The 14675-nt window shown below is 50.2% G+C and carries 16 protein-coding genes; 1 reads left to right on the forward strand and 15 read right to left on the reverse strand.

From position 1 onward, the window contains the following. Positions 1 to 183: 183 nt before the first annotated feature. The 15 genes from Q9R46_RS27070 to modA all read right to left on the reverse strand — a co-directional run bounded on the left by Q9R46_RS27070 (position 184) and on the right by modA (position 12928). Entirely contained in the window at positions 184 to 900 is a 717-nt protein-coding gene (locus Q9R46_RS27070; protein ID WP_311282464.1) for a glycosyltransferase, read from the reverse strand. Next, positions 897 to 1838, reverse strand: a complete 942-nt coding sequence (locus Q9R46_RS27075) for an NAD-dependent epimerase/dehydratase family protein (protein WP_311282465.1) — start codon at positions 1836 to 1838, stop codon at positions 897 to 899. The genes Q9R46_RS27070 and Q9R46_RS27075 overlap by 4 nt, the downstream gene beginning before the upstream one ends. Further along, positions 1820 to 2647, reverse strand: a complete 828-nt coding sequence (locus tag Q9R46_RS27080) for a dTDP-4-dehydrorhamnose reductase family protein (RefSeq protein ID WP_145335428.1) — start codon at positions 2645 to 2647, stop codon at positions 1820 to 1822. The genes Q9R46_RS27075 and Q9R46_RS27080 overlap by 19 nt, the downstream gene beginning before the upstream one ends. Further along, on the reverse strand, positions 2644 to 3630 hold the full coding sequence (locus Q9R46_RS27085) for a polysaccharide biosynthesis protein (RefSeq protein WP_311282466.1): 987 nt from the start codon (positions 3628 to 3630) through the stop codon (positions 2644 to 2646). The genes Q9R46_RS27080 and Q9R46_RS27085 overlap by 4 nt, the downstream gene beginning before the upstream one ends. Further along, entirely contained in the window at positions 3623 to 4714 is a 1092-nt protein-coding gene (gene wecB / locus Q9R46_RS27090) for a non-hydrolyzing UDP-N-acetylglucosamine 2-epimerase (RefSeq protein WP_090919756.1), read from the reverse strand. The genes Q9R46_RS27085 and wecB overlap by 8 nt, the downstream gene beginning before the upstream one ends. A 67-nt stretch (positions 4715 to 4781) precedes the next feature. Further along, a complete protein-coding gene (locus Q9R46_RS27095; RefSeq protein WP_311282467.1) occupies positions 4782 to 6464 on the reverse strand; it encodes a glycosyltransferase family 4 protein in 1683 nt (560 codons plus the stop codon). Positions 6465 to 6482: 18 nt separating this feature from the next. Continuing rightward, the gene (locus tag Q9R46_RS27100; RefSeq protein ID WP_311282468.1) at positions 6483 to 7625 is read right to left on the reverse strand and encodes a CgeB family protein; all 1143 of its coding nucleotides are present in this window, start codon (positions 7623 to 7625) and stop codon (positions 6483 to 6485) included. Between the two features lie 64 nt (positions 7626 to 7689). Next, positions 7690 to 8784 carry a CgeB family protein gene (locus Q9R46_RS27105; protein WP_311282469.1) on the reverse strand — a complete coding sequence of 365 codons (1095 nt, stop codon included), beginning with the start codon at positions 8782 to 8784 and terminating at the stop codon, positions 7690 to 7692. Between the two features lie 344 nt (positions 8785 to 9128). Continuing rightward, positions 9129 to 9467: a hypothetical protein gene (locus Q9R46_RS27110; protein ID WP_145335434.1), complete on the reverse strand. Its 339-nt coding sequence runs from the start codon at positions 9465 to 9467 to the stop codon at positions 9129 to 9131. A 1-nt stretch (position 9468) separates the two neighbouring features. Then, positions 9469 to 9768: a hypothetical protein gene (locus Q9R46_RS27115; RefSeq protein ID WP_145335436.1), complete on the reverse strand. Its 300-nt coding sequence runs from the start codon at positions 9766 to 9768 to the stop codon at positions 9469 to 9471. Then, positions 9765 to 10106 carry an alpha-helical endospore appendage domain-containing protein gene (locus Q9R46_RS27120; RefSeq protein ID WP_145335438.1) on the reverse strand — a complete coding sequence of 114 codons (342 nt, stop codon included), beginning with the start codon at positions 10104 to 10106 and terminating at the stop codon, positions 9765 to 9767. Before Q9R46_RS27120 ends, Q9R46_RS27115 begins: the two co-directional genes overlap by 4 nt. Before the next feature lie 23 nt (positions 10107 to 10129). Next, complete coding sequence (locus tag Q9R46_RS27125; RefSeq protein WP_090919291.1) at positions 10130 to 10417, reverse strand: nucleoside-diphosphate sugar epimerase; 288 nt, start codon at positions 10415 to 10417, stop codon at positions 10130 to 10132. Between the two features lie 345 nt (positions 10418 to 10762). Then, complete coding sequence (locus tag Q9R46_RS27130; protein ID WP_090919294.1) at positions 10763 to 11095, reverse strand: hypothetical protein; 333 nt, start codon at positions 11093 to 11095, stop codon at positions 10763 to 10765. 268 nt (positions 11096 to 11363) lie between these two features. Further along, entirely contained in the window at positions 11364 to 12047 is a 684-nt protein-coding gene (modB, locus tag Q9R46_RS27135; RefSeq protein ID WP_311282472.1) for a molybdate ABC transporter permease subunit, read from the reverse strand. Between the two features lie 2 nt (positions 12048 to 12049). After that, positions 12050 to 12928 (reverse strand): molybdate ABC transporter substrate-binding protein, encoded by an 879-nt coding sequence (gene modA, locus Q9R46_RS27140; protein ID WP_311282470.1) that lies wholly within the window; start codon positions 12926 to 12928, stop codon positions 12050 to 12052. Positions 12929 to 13233: 305 nt separating this feature from the next. On the opposite strand from modA, the gene Q9R46_RS27145 reads away from it, so the two are divergent. Beyond that, complete coding sequence (locus Q9R46_RS27145; RefSeq protein WP_311282471.1) at positions 13234 to 14352, forward strand: substrate-binding domain-containing protein; 1119 nt, start codon at positions 13234 to 13236, stop codon at positions 14350 to 14352. The last annotated feature ends 323 nt before the right edge of the window (positions 14353 to 14675 follow it).

The following is a 14675-nucleotide window of genomic DNA, read 5'->3' on the forward strand; positions in this document are numbered from 1 at the left end:
AACAGGGTGAACGTACATTTTGCAGCGTATTGCAGAACCGTCACAGCCCCCGGCATCCTCATGCACCATAGAGCTCATGATTATGCGTACGTCCCGTTCCCTAACCTTTCTCTCTCTCACAAAAGGCTGCGCCAAAGAAGCCGTTAATCAGCACGCAGCGCGGCTTCATAACGGCCTCCATCGCTACCCGCCAAGCGCAGCAATACGCTGCAGCAACGGTTCGCGATACCTCGACCAGACCATGGACGCTTCTCTGCCGATCACGTCCGCATGACGCACCGACCCCATCCCCCCATGCCAGCGATACGCCGTTAAAGGCTCGTTCAGGTAAGGGAAGCGATGACCGTTAAGTAGCATTCGCAGCCAGAGATCCAGATCATGGGTATAAGGCAACAGTTCGTCAAACAGCCCTACGCCGCTGAACAGATCCTTGCGGATCATGACCGTGCATCCGTTGACCGGATTCCCCCCGTTAAAACGGCGTAAACAATCCAGTTCAGACATCGGCTCGGGCCCGCCATGCATTTTGGTCACCGCCGAATGTTCATTGATATAGTGAAAATTCGTATGCGAGACCAGCACATTCTCACGTTGCATGAATTCAAGCTGGTAACGAATTTTGTCAGGATAAAAGAAATCATCCGAGCTCAGCCAAGCCACATAATCACCCGAGGCATGCCGAATGCCGTGGTTTAGTGCCGAGGCGGTGCCGCCGTTGCTTTTGCCAAGCACATTAATCCGGGGCAGATACGGCTGGAGTAGCTCCGCATGTCTTGTTGAGCCGTCATTGACAACGATAACCTCGACCTCGGGGTAGGTTTGATCCAGCGCACTCTGAATCGCCATCGGCACATAAGGGCAATTGTAGAACGGAATCACAATGGATACACGCGGATTCATCCTGTCGTCCTCCCTTGCTGGATACGAACATCACTCAAAATATCGCGTAGCGATGCCTCAAATGAGATCTGCGGTTGCCAGCCCAATTTGCGCAGTTCCGACATTTCCTCCTGTTTCCCTGCTCCGTCCGGCCCGGATGAAGTGCCGTCCCAGCGGATCGGTACGTTGGCTTCGGTCATCGACATCAGAAGATCAGCGATCTCGCCAAGGCTCCGTTCCACCCCCGACACCACCGGATATACGGTACCGCTGGTGCCATGCACCAGTAAGGTAGCATACGCACGAACCGCATCCCGTACATCCAGAAAATCACGTGTATTATCGCGCCCGGATAGACGGAACGCTTCTGTTTTGCCCGTCTGCTCACAAGCAACCACATGGCGGGCAAGCAGAGAGCAGATGCCCGTAGAGGGCCCGGCACCAATCAGATTGCCCGGTTCGGCCAGCATGATCTGCTGACCGAACAGGGACTTCCAAGATAGCGACACCATCTCTTCCAGCGCTTTGCTCAAGCTGTATGGATGTGGTGGCTGGGGTATGCGCCCAGGTTTCGGCGTATACTTGAGCCTGGACCCTACAATCACCGTCCGGGCCTTCGGACAGATGCGTAAAGCATCCAGCAGGTACAGCACCGCCATTACGTTCGTTTCAAGCACTAACAGTGGATCAGCCCAGGAATCCGGTACCGAGTTTTTGCCAGCGAGATGAAGCACATAATCCGGCTCGATCTCCTGAATCAGTTCACGAACTTGTTCCTTATTATTGAGATCACAGGTGAATACACCCACATTTTCATCAAACGAATACACAGCCGGCCGCCTTACAACGGCTACAACATCCGCGCCGGCACCTTGAAAATAGGTTACGGCATGTCGTCCTGTAAAACCGGACGCGCCTGTAATCAGTACTTTTTTGCCCGTCAGCTCTGCTCCATCCATAATGCCAGCTCCTTCAGCATAGTTGAATAGTCCGGCAGGTTTGTCTTCACGTCCTCACGGGTGGATACCAGCGTGCGATCCTGAACCATGCTATCATCCGGTATAATCTTCACATCCTGTTTGTTCCAGACTTGCTGGAACAGCACAAGCAGGTCATGTTTGCTGACGGGTGCAGGATGAGCAAGATGGATCAAACCACTGACTGGAGAATCCAGATAATGGTCTACCCATTTGGCAAGCTCAAGTGTGGTTACCCCATTCCAGAAGACACGTGTGTACCCGCCGACCTCACCAGTACTGGACATAAACCACTGCATCAGACCAATACCACCCTGCCGGATTTCAGGTCCGATAATGGACGTCCGTATCGTCAGATGCCCTTCATCCTGCACCTCACCGAGTGCTTTCGTAATCGCATAGGAGGACGTACCGTCTGTCACATCATCCTCCCGATATGCTCCGCGATCACCGCTGAATACACAGTCTGTGCTGATATGGATTAGGCGTGCACCAATGGAATCGGCCATCCGCCGCAGACGATGAGGCAGAAAACCGTTGATGTGATAGGCGCCAATTTTATCCTCATCCGCGAAGCTGTTCAGCACACCAACCGCGTTAATGATGACGTCCGGGTGCACTGCTTCTACAAGCCTGTCGACCATAAAGCTGTCATTCACATCCAGGATCAACCCGTTCGGGTCAGTCACGTCCCGCGTGGTGTAGAAGACGCTGTGCACACCTTGACGGCGAAAATAGTCGACCAGAATATGGCCGGCCATTCCGTTTCCCCCAAGAATCAGCAGCTTCATGATAGAAACCCTCCGCGCTTCAGAATTTCACGAATCTCTTCTTTGGTCATAAGTTGGTGCTCGGAACTAAAGCTACTGTATGGGACCGGTGGGCAGTTAGTGTAATGCTCACGCAATCCTGGAATGCCGAGCGTAGGCAAAATGACCAGATACTGTTCGTCGTAGACAACCGTTGTCATGCTCTCGAATTCACTCATCAGAATTTCATGGATTTTCTCACCCGGACGAACGCCACGTTCTACAATCGCTACGTTTTCCACACCGGAATCTTCAATGAGCACCTCGGCAAGATCGACAATCTTGCATGTTGGCATCGTCATAACAAAGATTTCACCGCCAACACTTTCTACCGAGGCTTTGAACAGAAGTTTGATCGCATCCTTAAGTGTAAGGAAGAACCGGGTCATGCCCATATCCGTAATGGATACCTGACCTTTTTGGCGAATCTGGTTTTTGAACAGATGAACTACACTGCCGTTCGTGCCGAGCACATTGCCGCCCCGTACCGTGACAAACTTCGTATCACTATGAAGCAGGTTCGCATAAACAATCAATTTCTCACCGATCGCCTTGGTCATTCCATAGAAGTTCGAAGGATTGGCCGCTTTGTCGGTCGAAATATAGATGACTTTTTTCACTTTATTTTCAATCGCCGCTTCGATGACATTCTGTGTGCCGATCACGTTTGTTTTGAGTGCTTCATAAGGCTGGTCTTCACATACCGGCACATGCTTGAGTGCTGCCAGATGGAAAACATAGTCCACATGCTGGCAGGCCGCCGTCAAGGCATCCTTGTCACGAATATCACCAATGCGGAAATGAAGGCGCGGATCTTCAAAATCACGACTCATCGCTACCTGGCTGGACTCGTTGCGAGAGTACACAATAATTTCTTTTGGCTGCTGGGGCAACAGTTGAGCGACAAGCTCATACCCCCATGATCCCGTACCGCCAGTCACGATTATACGCTTATTTTCAAACATGCATTTTCCCTCCAAGCAGAAATTTGACCACTTTACTGGACACATCTGTTGCCTTGTAACCTTGCGGACAATCCCAATCATTTGGCAGTTTGGTCATCACGTTCACACAATCCGCAATGCGCGCGGCATCCAGGCCAGAGACCACGTTGCTGCCACAGTCTACCGTTTCCGGACGTTCTGTCGTACGACGCATCGTTACGGTAGGCACCCCCATGATGCAACATTCCTCCTGAACCGTTCCGCTGTCTGTGAGCGCACAGCGTGCATGTCGCTCCAGCATGACAAAGTCGAAAAATCCAAACGGCTCATGGAATTCCACCAGCGGATGCATCTCCAGCTGCAGATGTTCGGCAATGCGAATCGCCGTTCGCGGATGAATGCTGCATATCACGCGTTGCCCGTGTTCCTCCGCGACTTGATTCAGCCCTTTCATAATCTCCAGCAGATGAGGAGGGTGATCGACATTTTCAGCCCGATGAGCGGTAACGAGAAAATATTGTCCGGGCTTCAGCTTGAGTTTTTTCAGAATTTTGCTGGCATTGACCTGCGGACCGTAATGTTCCATCACCTCGTAGATCGGATTGCCCGTAAGCACAATGCGGCGGCTGGGCACGCCTTCACTGACAAGATGTTTCTTGCTTTGTTCGGTGTAAGGCATGTTGATGGTCGAGATCGCATCAATCACGCGGCGGTTTTTCTCCTCTGGTACATCCAGATCGAAGCAGCGATTGCCAGCCTCCATATGAATTACCGGAATGCCCATACGTTCAGCAAGTACCGCACACAAAGCGCTGTTGGTGTCACCAAGCAGGAGCAATTTGTCAGGCTTCTCCTGCTGGATCAAATCTTCCATCTGAGTAAACATCGAGGACAACTGTCGCCCCAATGAGGCGGCTTCATCCTGAAGAACGTAATCCGGGGCACGCAGACCCATTTCCTTGAAAAAAAGACCGCTGAGACTTTCTGTGAAGTTCTGTCCCGTGTGCACCAGAATATGTTTGGACGCATACTGGTCCAGCTTGGAAATGATCAGGCTGAGCCGAATAATCTCAGGTCTCGTACCCAGCACCGTCATGATCTTCATCGTCATCCCTGCCTTCTGTCGTATATTGGAACCCGTGTGCTTTATCGAGTATAAAAAACGGTTTTGATTACCGTGACTTGGAACCTTTACGTGCCATCCGGCTACGTCCCTTGTTCCTCGTAGATCGTCTGCGAGTGGACAACTTCGAGGCTGATGTGTGCCGCCTTTTCACTTTACGAGTACGAGCCAAACGGCTTTTTTTCCCGGTTTGAATCGTTCGCTTCAGCTTTTTGAGCTTGCGGCGAGAAGCGGGAACCTTTCTTTTACGGCGTTTACCTACATGAATTTCCGGCTCGGTCCGTTGATCTTCTTCGCGGGGTTTCCCGGCTCCCTCCCCCTGCTGTGTTACGGTTACTGGAGGCAACGAAGAACGAGGAAGAAGCTGTACAATACTCTCTGGAAGCAACAACGTTCGAATAAGGGCCGGATCGGGATTAAGCACTGTACGCAGTCCCCCTTCTCCCCACGCCAGCACAGGACCGCTCGGTGGCTGGATATACGTGAACCATCCGGGAAAACGCAATAACCACTGTGTGACCATCGTATGCAACTTCACCCGGTAGGTTTCGATTCCGTACAGCTTTTCCGCTTCTGTCCGGTTACGCCATCCGGTATCGGAAGCAAGCTCGGAATCATTCAGCAACGTCGTAGCCAGCGTAACGAGCGCATCGCTATCCCCGGGTGGAGCCAGAAATGCACCGCTGCCTACGGATTCCATCAATTCACTGAGACCACCCTGGGCAAAAGCGATGACTGGTTTAGCAAAATAAAGTCCCTCCAGCGCAGTCATGCCAAAGCCTTCTTTGACCATGCTGGGAATGACCACGATATCCATTGCGGAGTAAGCCAGCGATACATTTTCCTCAAACGTGGTAAACGTAAAACGCCTTGAATACCCGGATCGTTTCACCTGGTAAACACATTCGTCGTAATACTTTTTGTCTGACGGTGCGCCAATGATCCAGAAGCGACAACGTGAATGGGTCTCACACAGCTTCAGCGCCATATCCACAAAGGGCTTTAAACCTTTGGCATCATATATAAAGGAAGAAATATAACCGATACAGGTATGCGAAGACTTGAATCTAAGCTCCAACCGTTTTCGCTCACGCAGGTGAAGCCAGCGGTCCGGTGCAGGCAGAGCAGGCTCCCATGTAGGAGGAATAATCGTTATCCTGTCACTCATACCTGCTTGTTTGAACGGCACAGACGCTGTCTCGGAAATTGCAATAATCCAGTCCGCATACCACCCAATCATCTGGATCGCTTCGGGTGTATGCTCATTCGTTTGAATAATCTCGGTAATTTTCCAGATGACTGGAATCCCGAGCGATTTTGCCGCTACAGCAGGCATGACATTCACGCAGGTATTGGTCAAAACCATATCCGGCTCGTGACTGCGGATCAGCCAGAGCGCATCCTGAAATGCCGGTGTATTCCGCAGATGTTCCGCATCTTGTGCAATCCCCTGATACGGTGTGTACACACCGTGAAGCATCGGCAGATTACATATATGAACCTGGATGCCAAACCTTCGTGCGAGTCCGGTAAGTTTCCCTTCCTGCGGCGCAACAAGCACACATTCAAAGATCGTGCCAATCTCTCTCATAAAATGAAGCAAAAGCTTCTCCGCCCCTGTAATACTGCGGGTATTACACACATGGGAAAACAGCATCAGTTTGGGTTTCATTGCCATGGCCGCACACGGACCCCGTATACAACTTACAAGCAGATACGGGGTACTGTGCACACCTCCTCCTGGCCGAGATTAAGGGAAAATAATGCTTAACAACTCATTGATTCTTCGGTCATACGTGTGGTCTTTCAACGTCCGTTCAAGTCCTCGCAGGGCAATTTCGCGCCGCTCTTTCTCATGGGTGAGGTAATACTCGACCTTCTCCATCATCTCTTGCGGTGAAGAATACGTTTCGATCTCTACCCCCGGTTTATAGAAACGAGCCAGATCGTCGCGTGCATCGGTCAACTGCAATGTTGTGCTACCTGCAATCTCGAACGTTCTCGGGTTTGGTGAAGCTGGCGGAATTTTGATCTGATTATTGTTGACCGAATCATCCTCATGGGAGCGATGCAGATTGATAACGATTTTGGTGCCGTTGTAAACTTCATTGGTTTCTTGAGGACTCATCCAGCGACCCAGCTCAATTTTCTCGCCATAAGCCGTATAGTCAGGCAATCGATCCCACCAGATACCGTTAAAGACGGTATTATGCGACATGAGCTGTGGCATAATCGGGTTGAAGAAATACACGCGGTTCCAGTATGCCGAGCCGATAAAGCTGACGTCCCTTTTCAGTGGGGATGGGGTTGTAATTGGGAAGTAGTGGTTCGTAAAGGCGGCGAAAGGCATATAATGCACGGATGCACAGCCATGCTGGCGATACAGTTCTACACAATTCAGTTCCAGTGTGAACACATGATCATAATGCTTCACAATCTCCAGAGTCATGTCGGTATAATACGGATCATCGGTGAGCCAGATCGCCGTCTGAATGCCCGCTTGGCGTATAGCATCGATATGCTCGATAGGGATATCCATCCCGTCAAGCACAAGCACCAGGTCAGGACGGGTTTCCAGCGCAACTTGAGAGACCGGCTGACGGGGATCAGACAGCGTCACCTGAGCAACCATCCCCTGAAGCGTAGACATAATGGCCTCATCCAGCGGAGAGTAAGGGAAACCTTTACCCGAAGAAACATATAGCACGTGAAGTTGCCGGAAAGGTAGCGGCTCCTGCGCACAATTTACAATATAGTTGGCGCGGCCCCGCAGATACCCTTCTTCTTTGCCTGCGTCAAATCCGGCCTGCCGTCCATTTTTACGAGCCTGATCTGCCAGGCTGAGTATAGGTGGTTGATGAACCTTTCTCGTTTTACGGTGTTTGATAGGCATACCGCCACTCCTTTTTATTTGGGATAACGTTGCTTCCTGATGTTTCTCTTTCACAGAAGGGAAACTACAGATGTCCTAACAACTCGGTAATGCGGCGGTTAAATGTATGACGATTCATGGTGGTGAGCAGACCTCGCCAAGCGATAGTCTGGCGCTCTTCTTCATGATGCAGATAATAGTGGATCTTGCGTTGAAGTTCTGCCGCCGTGCTAAATGTTTCAATGTCATACCCCGGCTGATAATAGCGGGGCAAATCTCCGCGAGTATCGGTAATCTGCATCGTGCCACAGGCAGCGATCTCATAGGTGCGCGGATTGATCGATCGTCCTTGTAGATGGTGGGTGTTTCGATTATCCTCACCATTCTCGCAGGTTCGGTGTACGTTAATCACGATTTTGGCGCCATTGTAATAATCGACGGTTGCCTCCGGGTTAATCCACCCTTCGTGAATAAACTGCCCCAGTACATCCAGCCGTGCCAACCGGTTCCACTGACTTCCGGCAATAAACACCTTCTTATCTGCAAGGTAAGGCGCAAGCTGATTAAACAGATCAATCCGGTTCCAGAATCCCGTGCCAATAAAGCAAATATCGTACTGAAACTGGGGTTCTGTGCGGCGCGGATGATACATGCCTGGATTTACAGCCAGCGGCATGTAAATGACCCGCCTTGCTCCCTGGTTTGTGTAGAAGGGCACAGCCGCCTCTTCATGCGTAAACACGATGTCGTAATGCTGACAGATGGTTGCGGTATCCTCTGTGAAATAGGGATCATCGACAAACCACACGGCCGTCCGAATCCCCAGTACACGTATTCCCTTTACCTGCTCCAGATGATCCTCGGGAAATACGTGCAGGCCGTTCATCACCAGAACAACATCAGGCCGGTGCTGACTGGCTTCTTGCAACATCGCTGCTGGCGATCCAACAACGCATTCTCGAACCGACTGTTGCAGTGCCAGAATGACACCCTGATCAATGGCATCGAATCCCTGCGGGATATACAGTACCTTCATGTCCCGCATGGTCGGTTCAAACGGCTGCACCCGCTCCATGATGGCCTGACAGCCGCCAAACCTGCGGCCTTCTGCATATCCGCCGCGGTAGGCCGCCTCCGCTTCAGTCAGCGGGCGGTGTCTTCGTTTTGCCACATTCTTCACCCTGTCTTCCTTCAAGGAGATCTCATTCCTGACTCTCCACGAGATTGGTCTTCCCTCTAAAGGATATGCCTCGGGGTCAGATGCATCATGGACGGGTGTCCTGCAAGGCTCAAAATTGGCGTCTGCCCTCCATGTTCGCCTGCACGGGCATGTCCGCTATTGTCGTCATGCAAAGAGCCCGGAGGGATCTGTCCCTCCGGGCTGTAGCCTTAACCTGTATGTTCGCCATAAGCAATCATCGAGATATGGTTGTCATTCGATGTTTTCTTTAACTGAAATATCCGCATCATTTGTATCTTTTATAACATTGTCAATATCAGCTGTGTCTTGAACAGCTCCATCGATTACTGCGCTTTGTATGCCAGTTGATGTCCGTCCTCGAATCCCTTGGCGAAACCCGCGTTGAATCCCTCGTTGTACGCCTCGTTGTATCCCTGACTGTACGCGCTGTCCGGGTTTGGATCGGTAGGGGTAACCGGGGCGACAGGTCGAACAATTTTTTTGTTCCGGTGCCTCTGCACCGCACGTTTCTTTTTTTTCAGCCACGCACTGCGTCCTTTGCCAGTACGTTTGTGGACAACACGTTTCGATTTCAGCGCACGCAACTTGCGGATCTTACGCAAGCGGGCGCCACGCGCTAATAAAGCACGTTTGGATTTCAATCTGGACTTCTTTTTTAACATATCAGCATTCCTCCTGTAGGTCCCCGGCGGTACGAACGACACATCCGGGGTCTTTGAGCCAAGGTAGGCCTGGCTCTCCATGGCGAATTCGGGTCAGCCTGATCCCCGTGATCATGCGAGACATCTCTTCCTGATAACGACTAAGCAGACGTATATTCTCCGCGAGACTTCGGGCGGATATTTCCGAATGAGAAGACACACTGGCTACACTGTCCAGAATGCGGGCGAGTGCCTGCTGGCTATGTGCAATCGATTCGATGAGTGCCAGTTTGACCTCCTGCTCACGCTGCAACAGACTCATTTTCCCAGATCCCCGAGATCCATGCCGCCAAACATGCCCCCGTCCATGCCGCCGCCATCTTCGCTGTCATTCTGGACCATCACGGCTTTAAGGTTGTTGCACAGTCCCGTTTCCATGCGCGTTAATCCTTCCAGCAACTCCACCAGCTGCTCATGCATTTTAAGCGGTTCACCAACCTGATCGCCATGAGTTAAAAAGCTGTCCCCGTTCAGATGATTCAGCGTCCAATTCCGTACCTTTTCCGCCTCAATGGCTTTGGCTTCCAGAATCAACGCAATGTTCCACTGCATCTTGGCTGCAGCATCCAGCATCAAAATGAGACTTTGTTCTCTGCTCATGTTTCATCACCCGCCTTCCGGGCTTATTCTTCCTCTTGTACCGCGATCTCCCGCATAACCTGGGTCAGCGTCTCAGCCACAGCTTCTTCCAGATCAGCAAGCCCTCCCAGGTAGGAGATAATGCTTTTGTTAATCTGTCCCGAGCTGTCCAGCAAACCTTCAACCCCATCCAGCTCCGGCTCGTTATCCGGCAAATGGTGGATGATCTCCGACATGCGCACAGCAACCTGGCGTTTGGCATCCAATACCCGTGCAATCTGCTGGTGGGAATGCGCGATATGGTTAATTATTTCATCGATTTTACTCTGCATGGTGCTCCTCCTTTCGGTTAAGGCCTGCTTCACCCATAGAAAAAACCGGCCTATCAGCATTTGCCTGCTACAGCATATGCCGGGCCGGGAGCGTCAGTTACTCCAGCTTGCGCCTATATCGTTAAATTGCATAATCCCCATATCCTATGAATTCCTTGGCTTCGATGCCCTCAGAATACATACTTCAGTCAGGAAAATAACAGCTGAGGAAATGAACCGGGAAAGCTTCTATTCATAAGCAAAAAAGCCACTCTCCCGGACTGCACAGGAGAATGGCTTTGTTCTTGAATTTGATCTTTCATCGTTGTACTTCTAAAGTAGTGTATCAATGTTGTTCACTTCGTGCTATCTGCGACTGGCCCATTTGATTTTACGCGCCACTTCCACTCGCTGTAGTTGCAGAACGCCGACACGTTCTTCAAACTTCTTGCGTTCATCCACAGAATGAGCGGCGTGGATCTGATGACACAGACCTGTTAGTTTGCTGTTGATATAATCGAATCTCATCCATAATTCTTCTTCAGGAGTATGTTGCTGCTCCGGTGCCGTTTGAAATATTTTGAGTTGCTGGATAAGGGACTGGCGCCATTCCTGATCTTGAATTTGGATGGCAAAATGCAAAAGATCCAGATAATCATCGATTTGCAACGATATGTCGCAATCAGGTTTAGTCTTCATCGTCGTCTCTCCTTATTTCAATGCTTGGCTGGAATCAGTTACCTCCTATTTTACAGGAACAAGCCCATGGAAAGCGAGTGCTGAAAGGTAAAATTTCGGGAAAATATTTGTTTTTTTTCGCTCAAAAGGGCTTTACTTTTCCATAATGATCATTTTCATCCCTTTTGAGGACATATGTCATCAGATTCATAATAAAAACCCGCAATCCGAGATTAAATTCTCTTAGCGGGTTTCATCACATTTTTCCCATTTAGAAACGAATTAGAAACTAAAAAGATGCTTTGCTGTCGCGCTGCTGTCTCGTCATAAGTAACATCAGAAAAGAGATGATAACAATCGATATCGTCCAAGCCCAGGCCATCGTCCGATTTCCTGAATCCACAGCGACGTAAATGGCCGTTGGCACCGTCTGTGTTTTGCCCGGAATGTTGCCAGCGATCATCAGTGTTGCGCCAAACTCCCCCAGCGCGCGGGCAAAGCCCAAAATAAATGCTGTCATCAATGCTCTACCTGCCAGGGGCAACGTAATGTAGCGGAACACCTGCCATTCACCTGCTCCGATAGACCGTCCAGCATCCTCCAGGTCTCGATCCACCCCGTTAAAACCGGATTTCATCGTCTGATACACCAGCGGGAAGGCGACAACGACAGAAGCAATGACCGCAGCCCACCACGAAAAAATGACAGGGGCCGAAAAGATTGCCTCGATCCAGCGTCCGAGCAAACTTCTCCGACCTAGAATAACCAGTAGCAAGAATCCAACCACCGTTGGAGGAAGCACAAGCGGAAGCATCAGAACGGTCTCCAGAAAAATTTTGCCGCGAAATGTAGTACGTGACATTTTCCAGGCAACCGCTACACCCACTACGACCGCTACAATACTGGATAACAGCGCCACCTGAAGGGATAAACGCACTGGAGGCCAGAATGCGGACCAGTCGATCATCGTCATGTTCATTTCGGAATCGAGAATCCGTATTTCGCAAAGATATCAAGCACTTCAGGTGTTTGCAGATAAGCATAGAATTGTTCAGCTTCTGAGCGGTGTTTCGTACTTTCGACGATGCCTAGCGGATAATTGGCAGGTGTGTAACTGTTCTTATCTACTTCAAACGCAATCTTTACCTGCTTGGAAGTCAGTGCATCGGTTTTGTACACAAACCCTGCATCCGCATTACCTGTTTCTACATATTGAAGAACCTGCCTTACGTCTTTGCCTTGAACAAGCTTTTTCTCAAGCTGATCCCAAAGCTTCGCATTGGTCAGGGCCTCTTTGGCATAAGTACCTGCAGGTACGCTCTCTGGAATGCCAATGGCTACCGTTTTGATACCATCATTCGTTAAATCCTTCTCACTGGTTACTGCGCTTGTCCCATCCGCCGGTACAATAGCTACCAATGAATTTTGAAGCAGGTTCTTCTGGTCGCTTGATTCAATCAGGTTCTCATCAACCAAGGCTTTCATATTTTTCGCAGACGCCGATACAAAAATATCTGCCGGTGCTCCCTGTTCGATCTGCTGCTGTAATGCACCGGACGCACCGAAGTTAAAGCTCAGGCTGATATTGGGATTGGCTTGTTCAAAGTTCGTCTGGACCTCCTTCATTGCATCGGTCAGACTTGCTGCAGCGGATATCGTCAGCTCGACTTTTTCCTGTGGCTCTGTCGTTGCTGGCGCTGTATTTTCACCAGATGTAGCTGGTACAGAAGCTGTTTGATTTGTGGAAGACGCTGCATCTTGCTTGTTCGTGTCTGCGTCAGCTCCGCAACCAGCCAGTACAAGCGCCAGTCCCAGCCACATCGTTCCAAGCACATATGTAATTCGTTTGTTCATTCGTTCTCCCCCATATTCCATGTTTAATATTATGTTTAGTTATAACTAGATATAATTGATTATAAATAATTATACACAGAACGCACGAAATAGGAAGGTGAGATTATTCACATTCTACATTCGAGACAATATGTCAGCTTTTTATAATACGTTCTCAGGTTTATGCGTGTCTTCAAATAATGGTATAGTACAAGAAACGCCATTGTATCGATGGGAATAAGAATTAGAATATGAGTGGATCACACATATAGGGTTTCAATATAAAATTTTAACGCCTTTATATTATAGAGGGAGGTTCTTCACCAATGACGGAGGAGCAATCCTACACAACCGAAGAAATAGCCAAGCTGCTTAAAATATCCAAACTAACCGTCTATGATTTGATCAAAAAGGGAGACCTTGTCGCCTACCGTGTGGGCAAACAGATGCGCATCGATGCCGCCGATCTGGATGCTTACAAACGCCGTTCCAAGCAACTCCAATCCCCGGCACAGGCACAACAAAATGCATTGCCGGGTACGACAACAACCGGGCAACTTTCAACCGAGGCTGTCCAGAAGCATAATCCAGTTGCTGGCTCATTCGCAGTAACGGATCATGTCGAATCCCAGCATGCGATGACATCTAATCATAAGATAGCGTCCTCTTCTCCAATGATTGCCGCACCTTCATTCGCTAGTTCTTCGGCTAGCTACAGTCAGAACATCGCGGGTGCGGCGCGACATCTCGTTATAACGGGTCAGGATGTCAGTCTGGATATTCTAATGCGTCATATGGAGAAGCAATCCCGGGATATTCGTCCACTGCGCTCTTTCATGGGGAGTCTGGATGGGCTAATCTCGATGTATCGGGGGGAGTCCGACCTGGTCAGCACTCATCTGCTCGATGGCGACACCGGGGAGTATAATCTGCCGTATATCCGCAAAATTTTAACAGGCTGGTCCTATGTCGTTGTCAATCTGTTGTCTCGCCCTGCCGGTCTATATGTTCCACGCGGGAATCCCCGTCAATTGAACGACTGGACCGATCTGAACCAATCCGACCTGCGCCTCGCGAATCGGGAAAAGGGATCTGGCGCCAGAGTGCTGCTGGACGAGCAATTACGGCTACACGGGATTTCTGCTACCGGACTACTCGGATATGAGGTGGAGGAAACAAGTCATATGGGCGTCGCAGCCAAAGTCAGCTCCGGCGAAGCCGATGTAGGTGTCGGTATAGAGAAGGCCGCTCGCCTTGTCGGGCAAGTCGATTTCATTCCGCTCGTGCAGGAGCGCTACGACTTGGTCATGCTGAGAAAACAGGGGAACGAGGCCTGGATTGAATCGGTTTTACACATCCTTCGTTCCCCGGAGTTCAGGCAAGAGCTGCGAGCATTTGAGGGGTATGACGTATCGCGTACGGGTGAAGTTTTATTCGAGGCTTAGCTGTGGGAGGAGTTGAGTAGCTTGGAGTGTGTGCAAGATGAAGGAGAGAAGGACGATGTAAACGGAGGAAAGGGTTAGGAGCGTTGGTGAGGATGGCAGCAGGGTAACAGGTTGTACGGTGTATGGGCTGTTCAATTTGGTCTAGAGCTGCACGGTGCACGGTTGAACGGTCTACGGGGGTAGGGATCCAGTATATTCCACCTCATCCAATTTTGCTCTTCAGCAGTTTGTTTGCTCTCAACAAATGACTGCTACTCCACCTGCACTTCCTAACGCTAACGATCACCAGAGAGCTTATTTAGCCACATTTCGCAGTTTGAAAA

The sequence above is a fragment of the Paenibacillus sp. RRE4 genome (genome assembly GCF_031844205.1).
Taxonomy (GTDB): domain Bacteria; phylum Bacillota; class Bacilli; order Paenibacillales; family Paenibacillaceae; genus Paenibacillus; species Paenibacillus xylanexedens_B.

What these genes read in the sequence shown, in the direction of transcription:
- Q9R46_RS27110 (WP_145335434.1), bottom strand. Translation starts at nt 9,467, where the DNA reads ATGTTAAAAAAGAAGTCCAGATTGAAATCCAAACGTGCTTTATTAGCG.
- Q9R46_RS27120 (WP_145335438.1), bottom strand. Translation starts at nt 10,106, where the DNA reads ATGAGCAGAGAACAAAGTCTCATTTTGATGCTGGATGCTGCAGCCAAG.
- Q9R46_RS27130 (WP_090919294.1), bottom strand. Translation starts at nt 11,095, where the DNA reads ATGAAGACTAAACCTGATTGCGACATATCGTTGCAAATCGATGATTAT.
- Q9R46_RS27115 (WP_145335436.1), bottom strand. Translation starts at nt 9,768, where the DNA reads ATGAGTCTGTTGCAGCGTGAGCAGGAGGTCAAACTGGCACTCATCGAA.
- Q9R46_RS27080 (WP_145335428.1), bottom strand. Translation starts at nt 2,647, where the DNA reads ATGAAGCTGCTGATTCTTGGGGGAAACGGAATGGCCGGCCATATTCTG.
- Q9R46_RS27070 (WP_311282464.1), bottom strand. Translation starts at nt 900, where the DNA reads ATGAATCCGCGTGTATCCATTGTGATTCCGTTCTACAATTGCCCTTAT.
- Q9R46_RS27125 (WP_090919291.1), bottom strand. Translation starts at nt 10,417, where the DNA reads ATGCAGAGTAAAATCGATGAAATAATTAACCATATCGCGCATTCCCAC.
- Q9R46_RS27085 (WP_311282466.1), bottom strand. Translation starts at nt 3,630, where the DNA reads ATGTTTGAAAATAAGCGTATAATCGTGACTGGCGGTACGGGATCATGG.
- modB (WP_311282472.1), bottom strand. Translation starts at nt 12,047, where the DNA reads ATGACGATGATCGACTGGTCCGCATTCTGGCCTCCAGTGCGTTTATCC.
- Q9R46_RS27075 (WP_311282465.1), bottom strand. Translation starts at nt 1,838, where the DNA reads ATGGATGGAGCAGAGCTGACGGGCAAAAAAGTACTGATTACAGGCGCG.
- Q9R46_RS27100 (WP_311282468.1), bottom strand. Translation starts at nt 7,625, where the DNA reads ATGCCTATCAAACACCGTAAAACGAGAAAGGTTCATCAACCACCTATA.
- Q9R46_RS27145 (WP_311282471.1), top strand. Translation starts at nt 13,234, where the DNA reads ATGACGGAGGAGCAATCCTACACAACCGAAGAAATAGCCAAGCTGCTT.
- wecB (WP_090919756.1), bottom strand. Translation starts at nt 4,714, where the DNA reads ATGAAGATCATGACGGTGCTGGGTACGAGACCTGAGATTATTCGGCTC.
- modA (WP_311282470.1), bottom strand. Translation starts at nt 12,928, where the DNA reads ATGAACAAACGAATTACATATGTGCTTGGAACGATGTGGCTGGGACTG.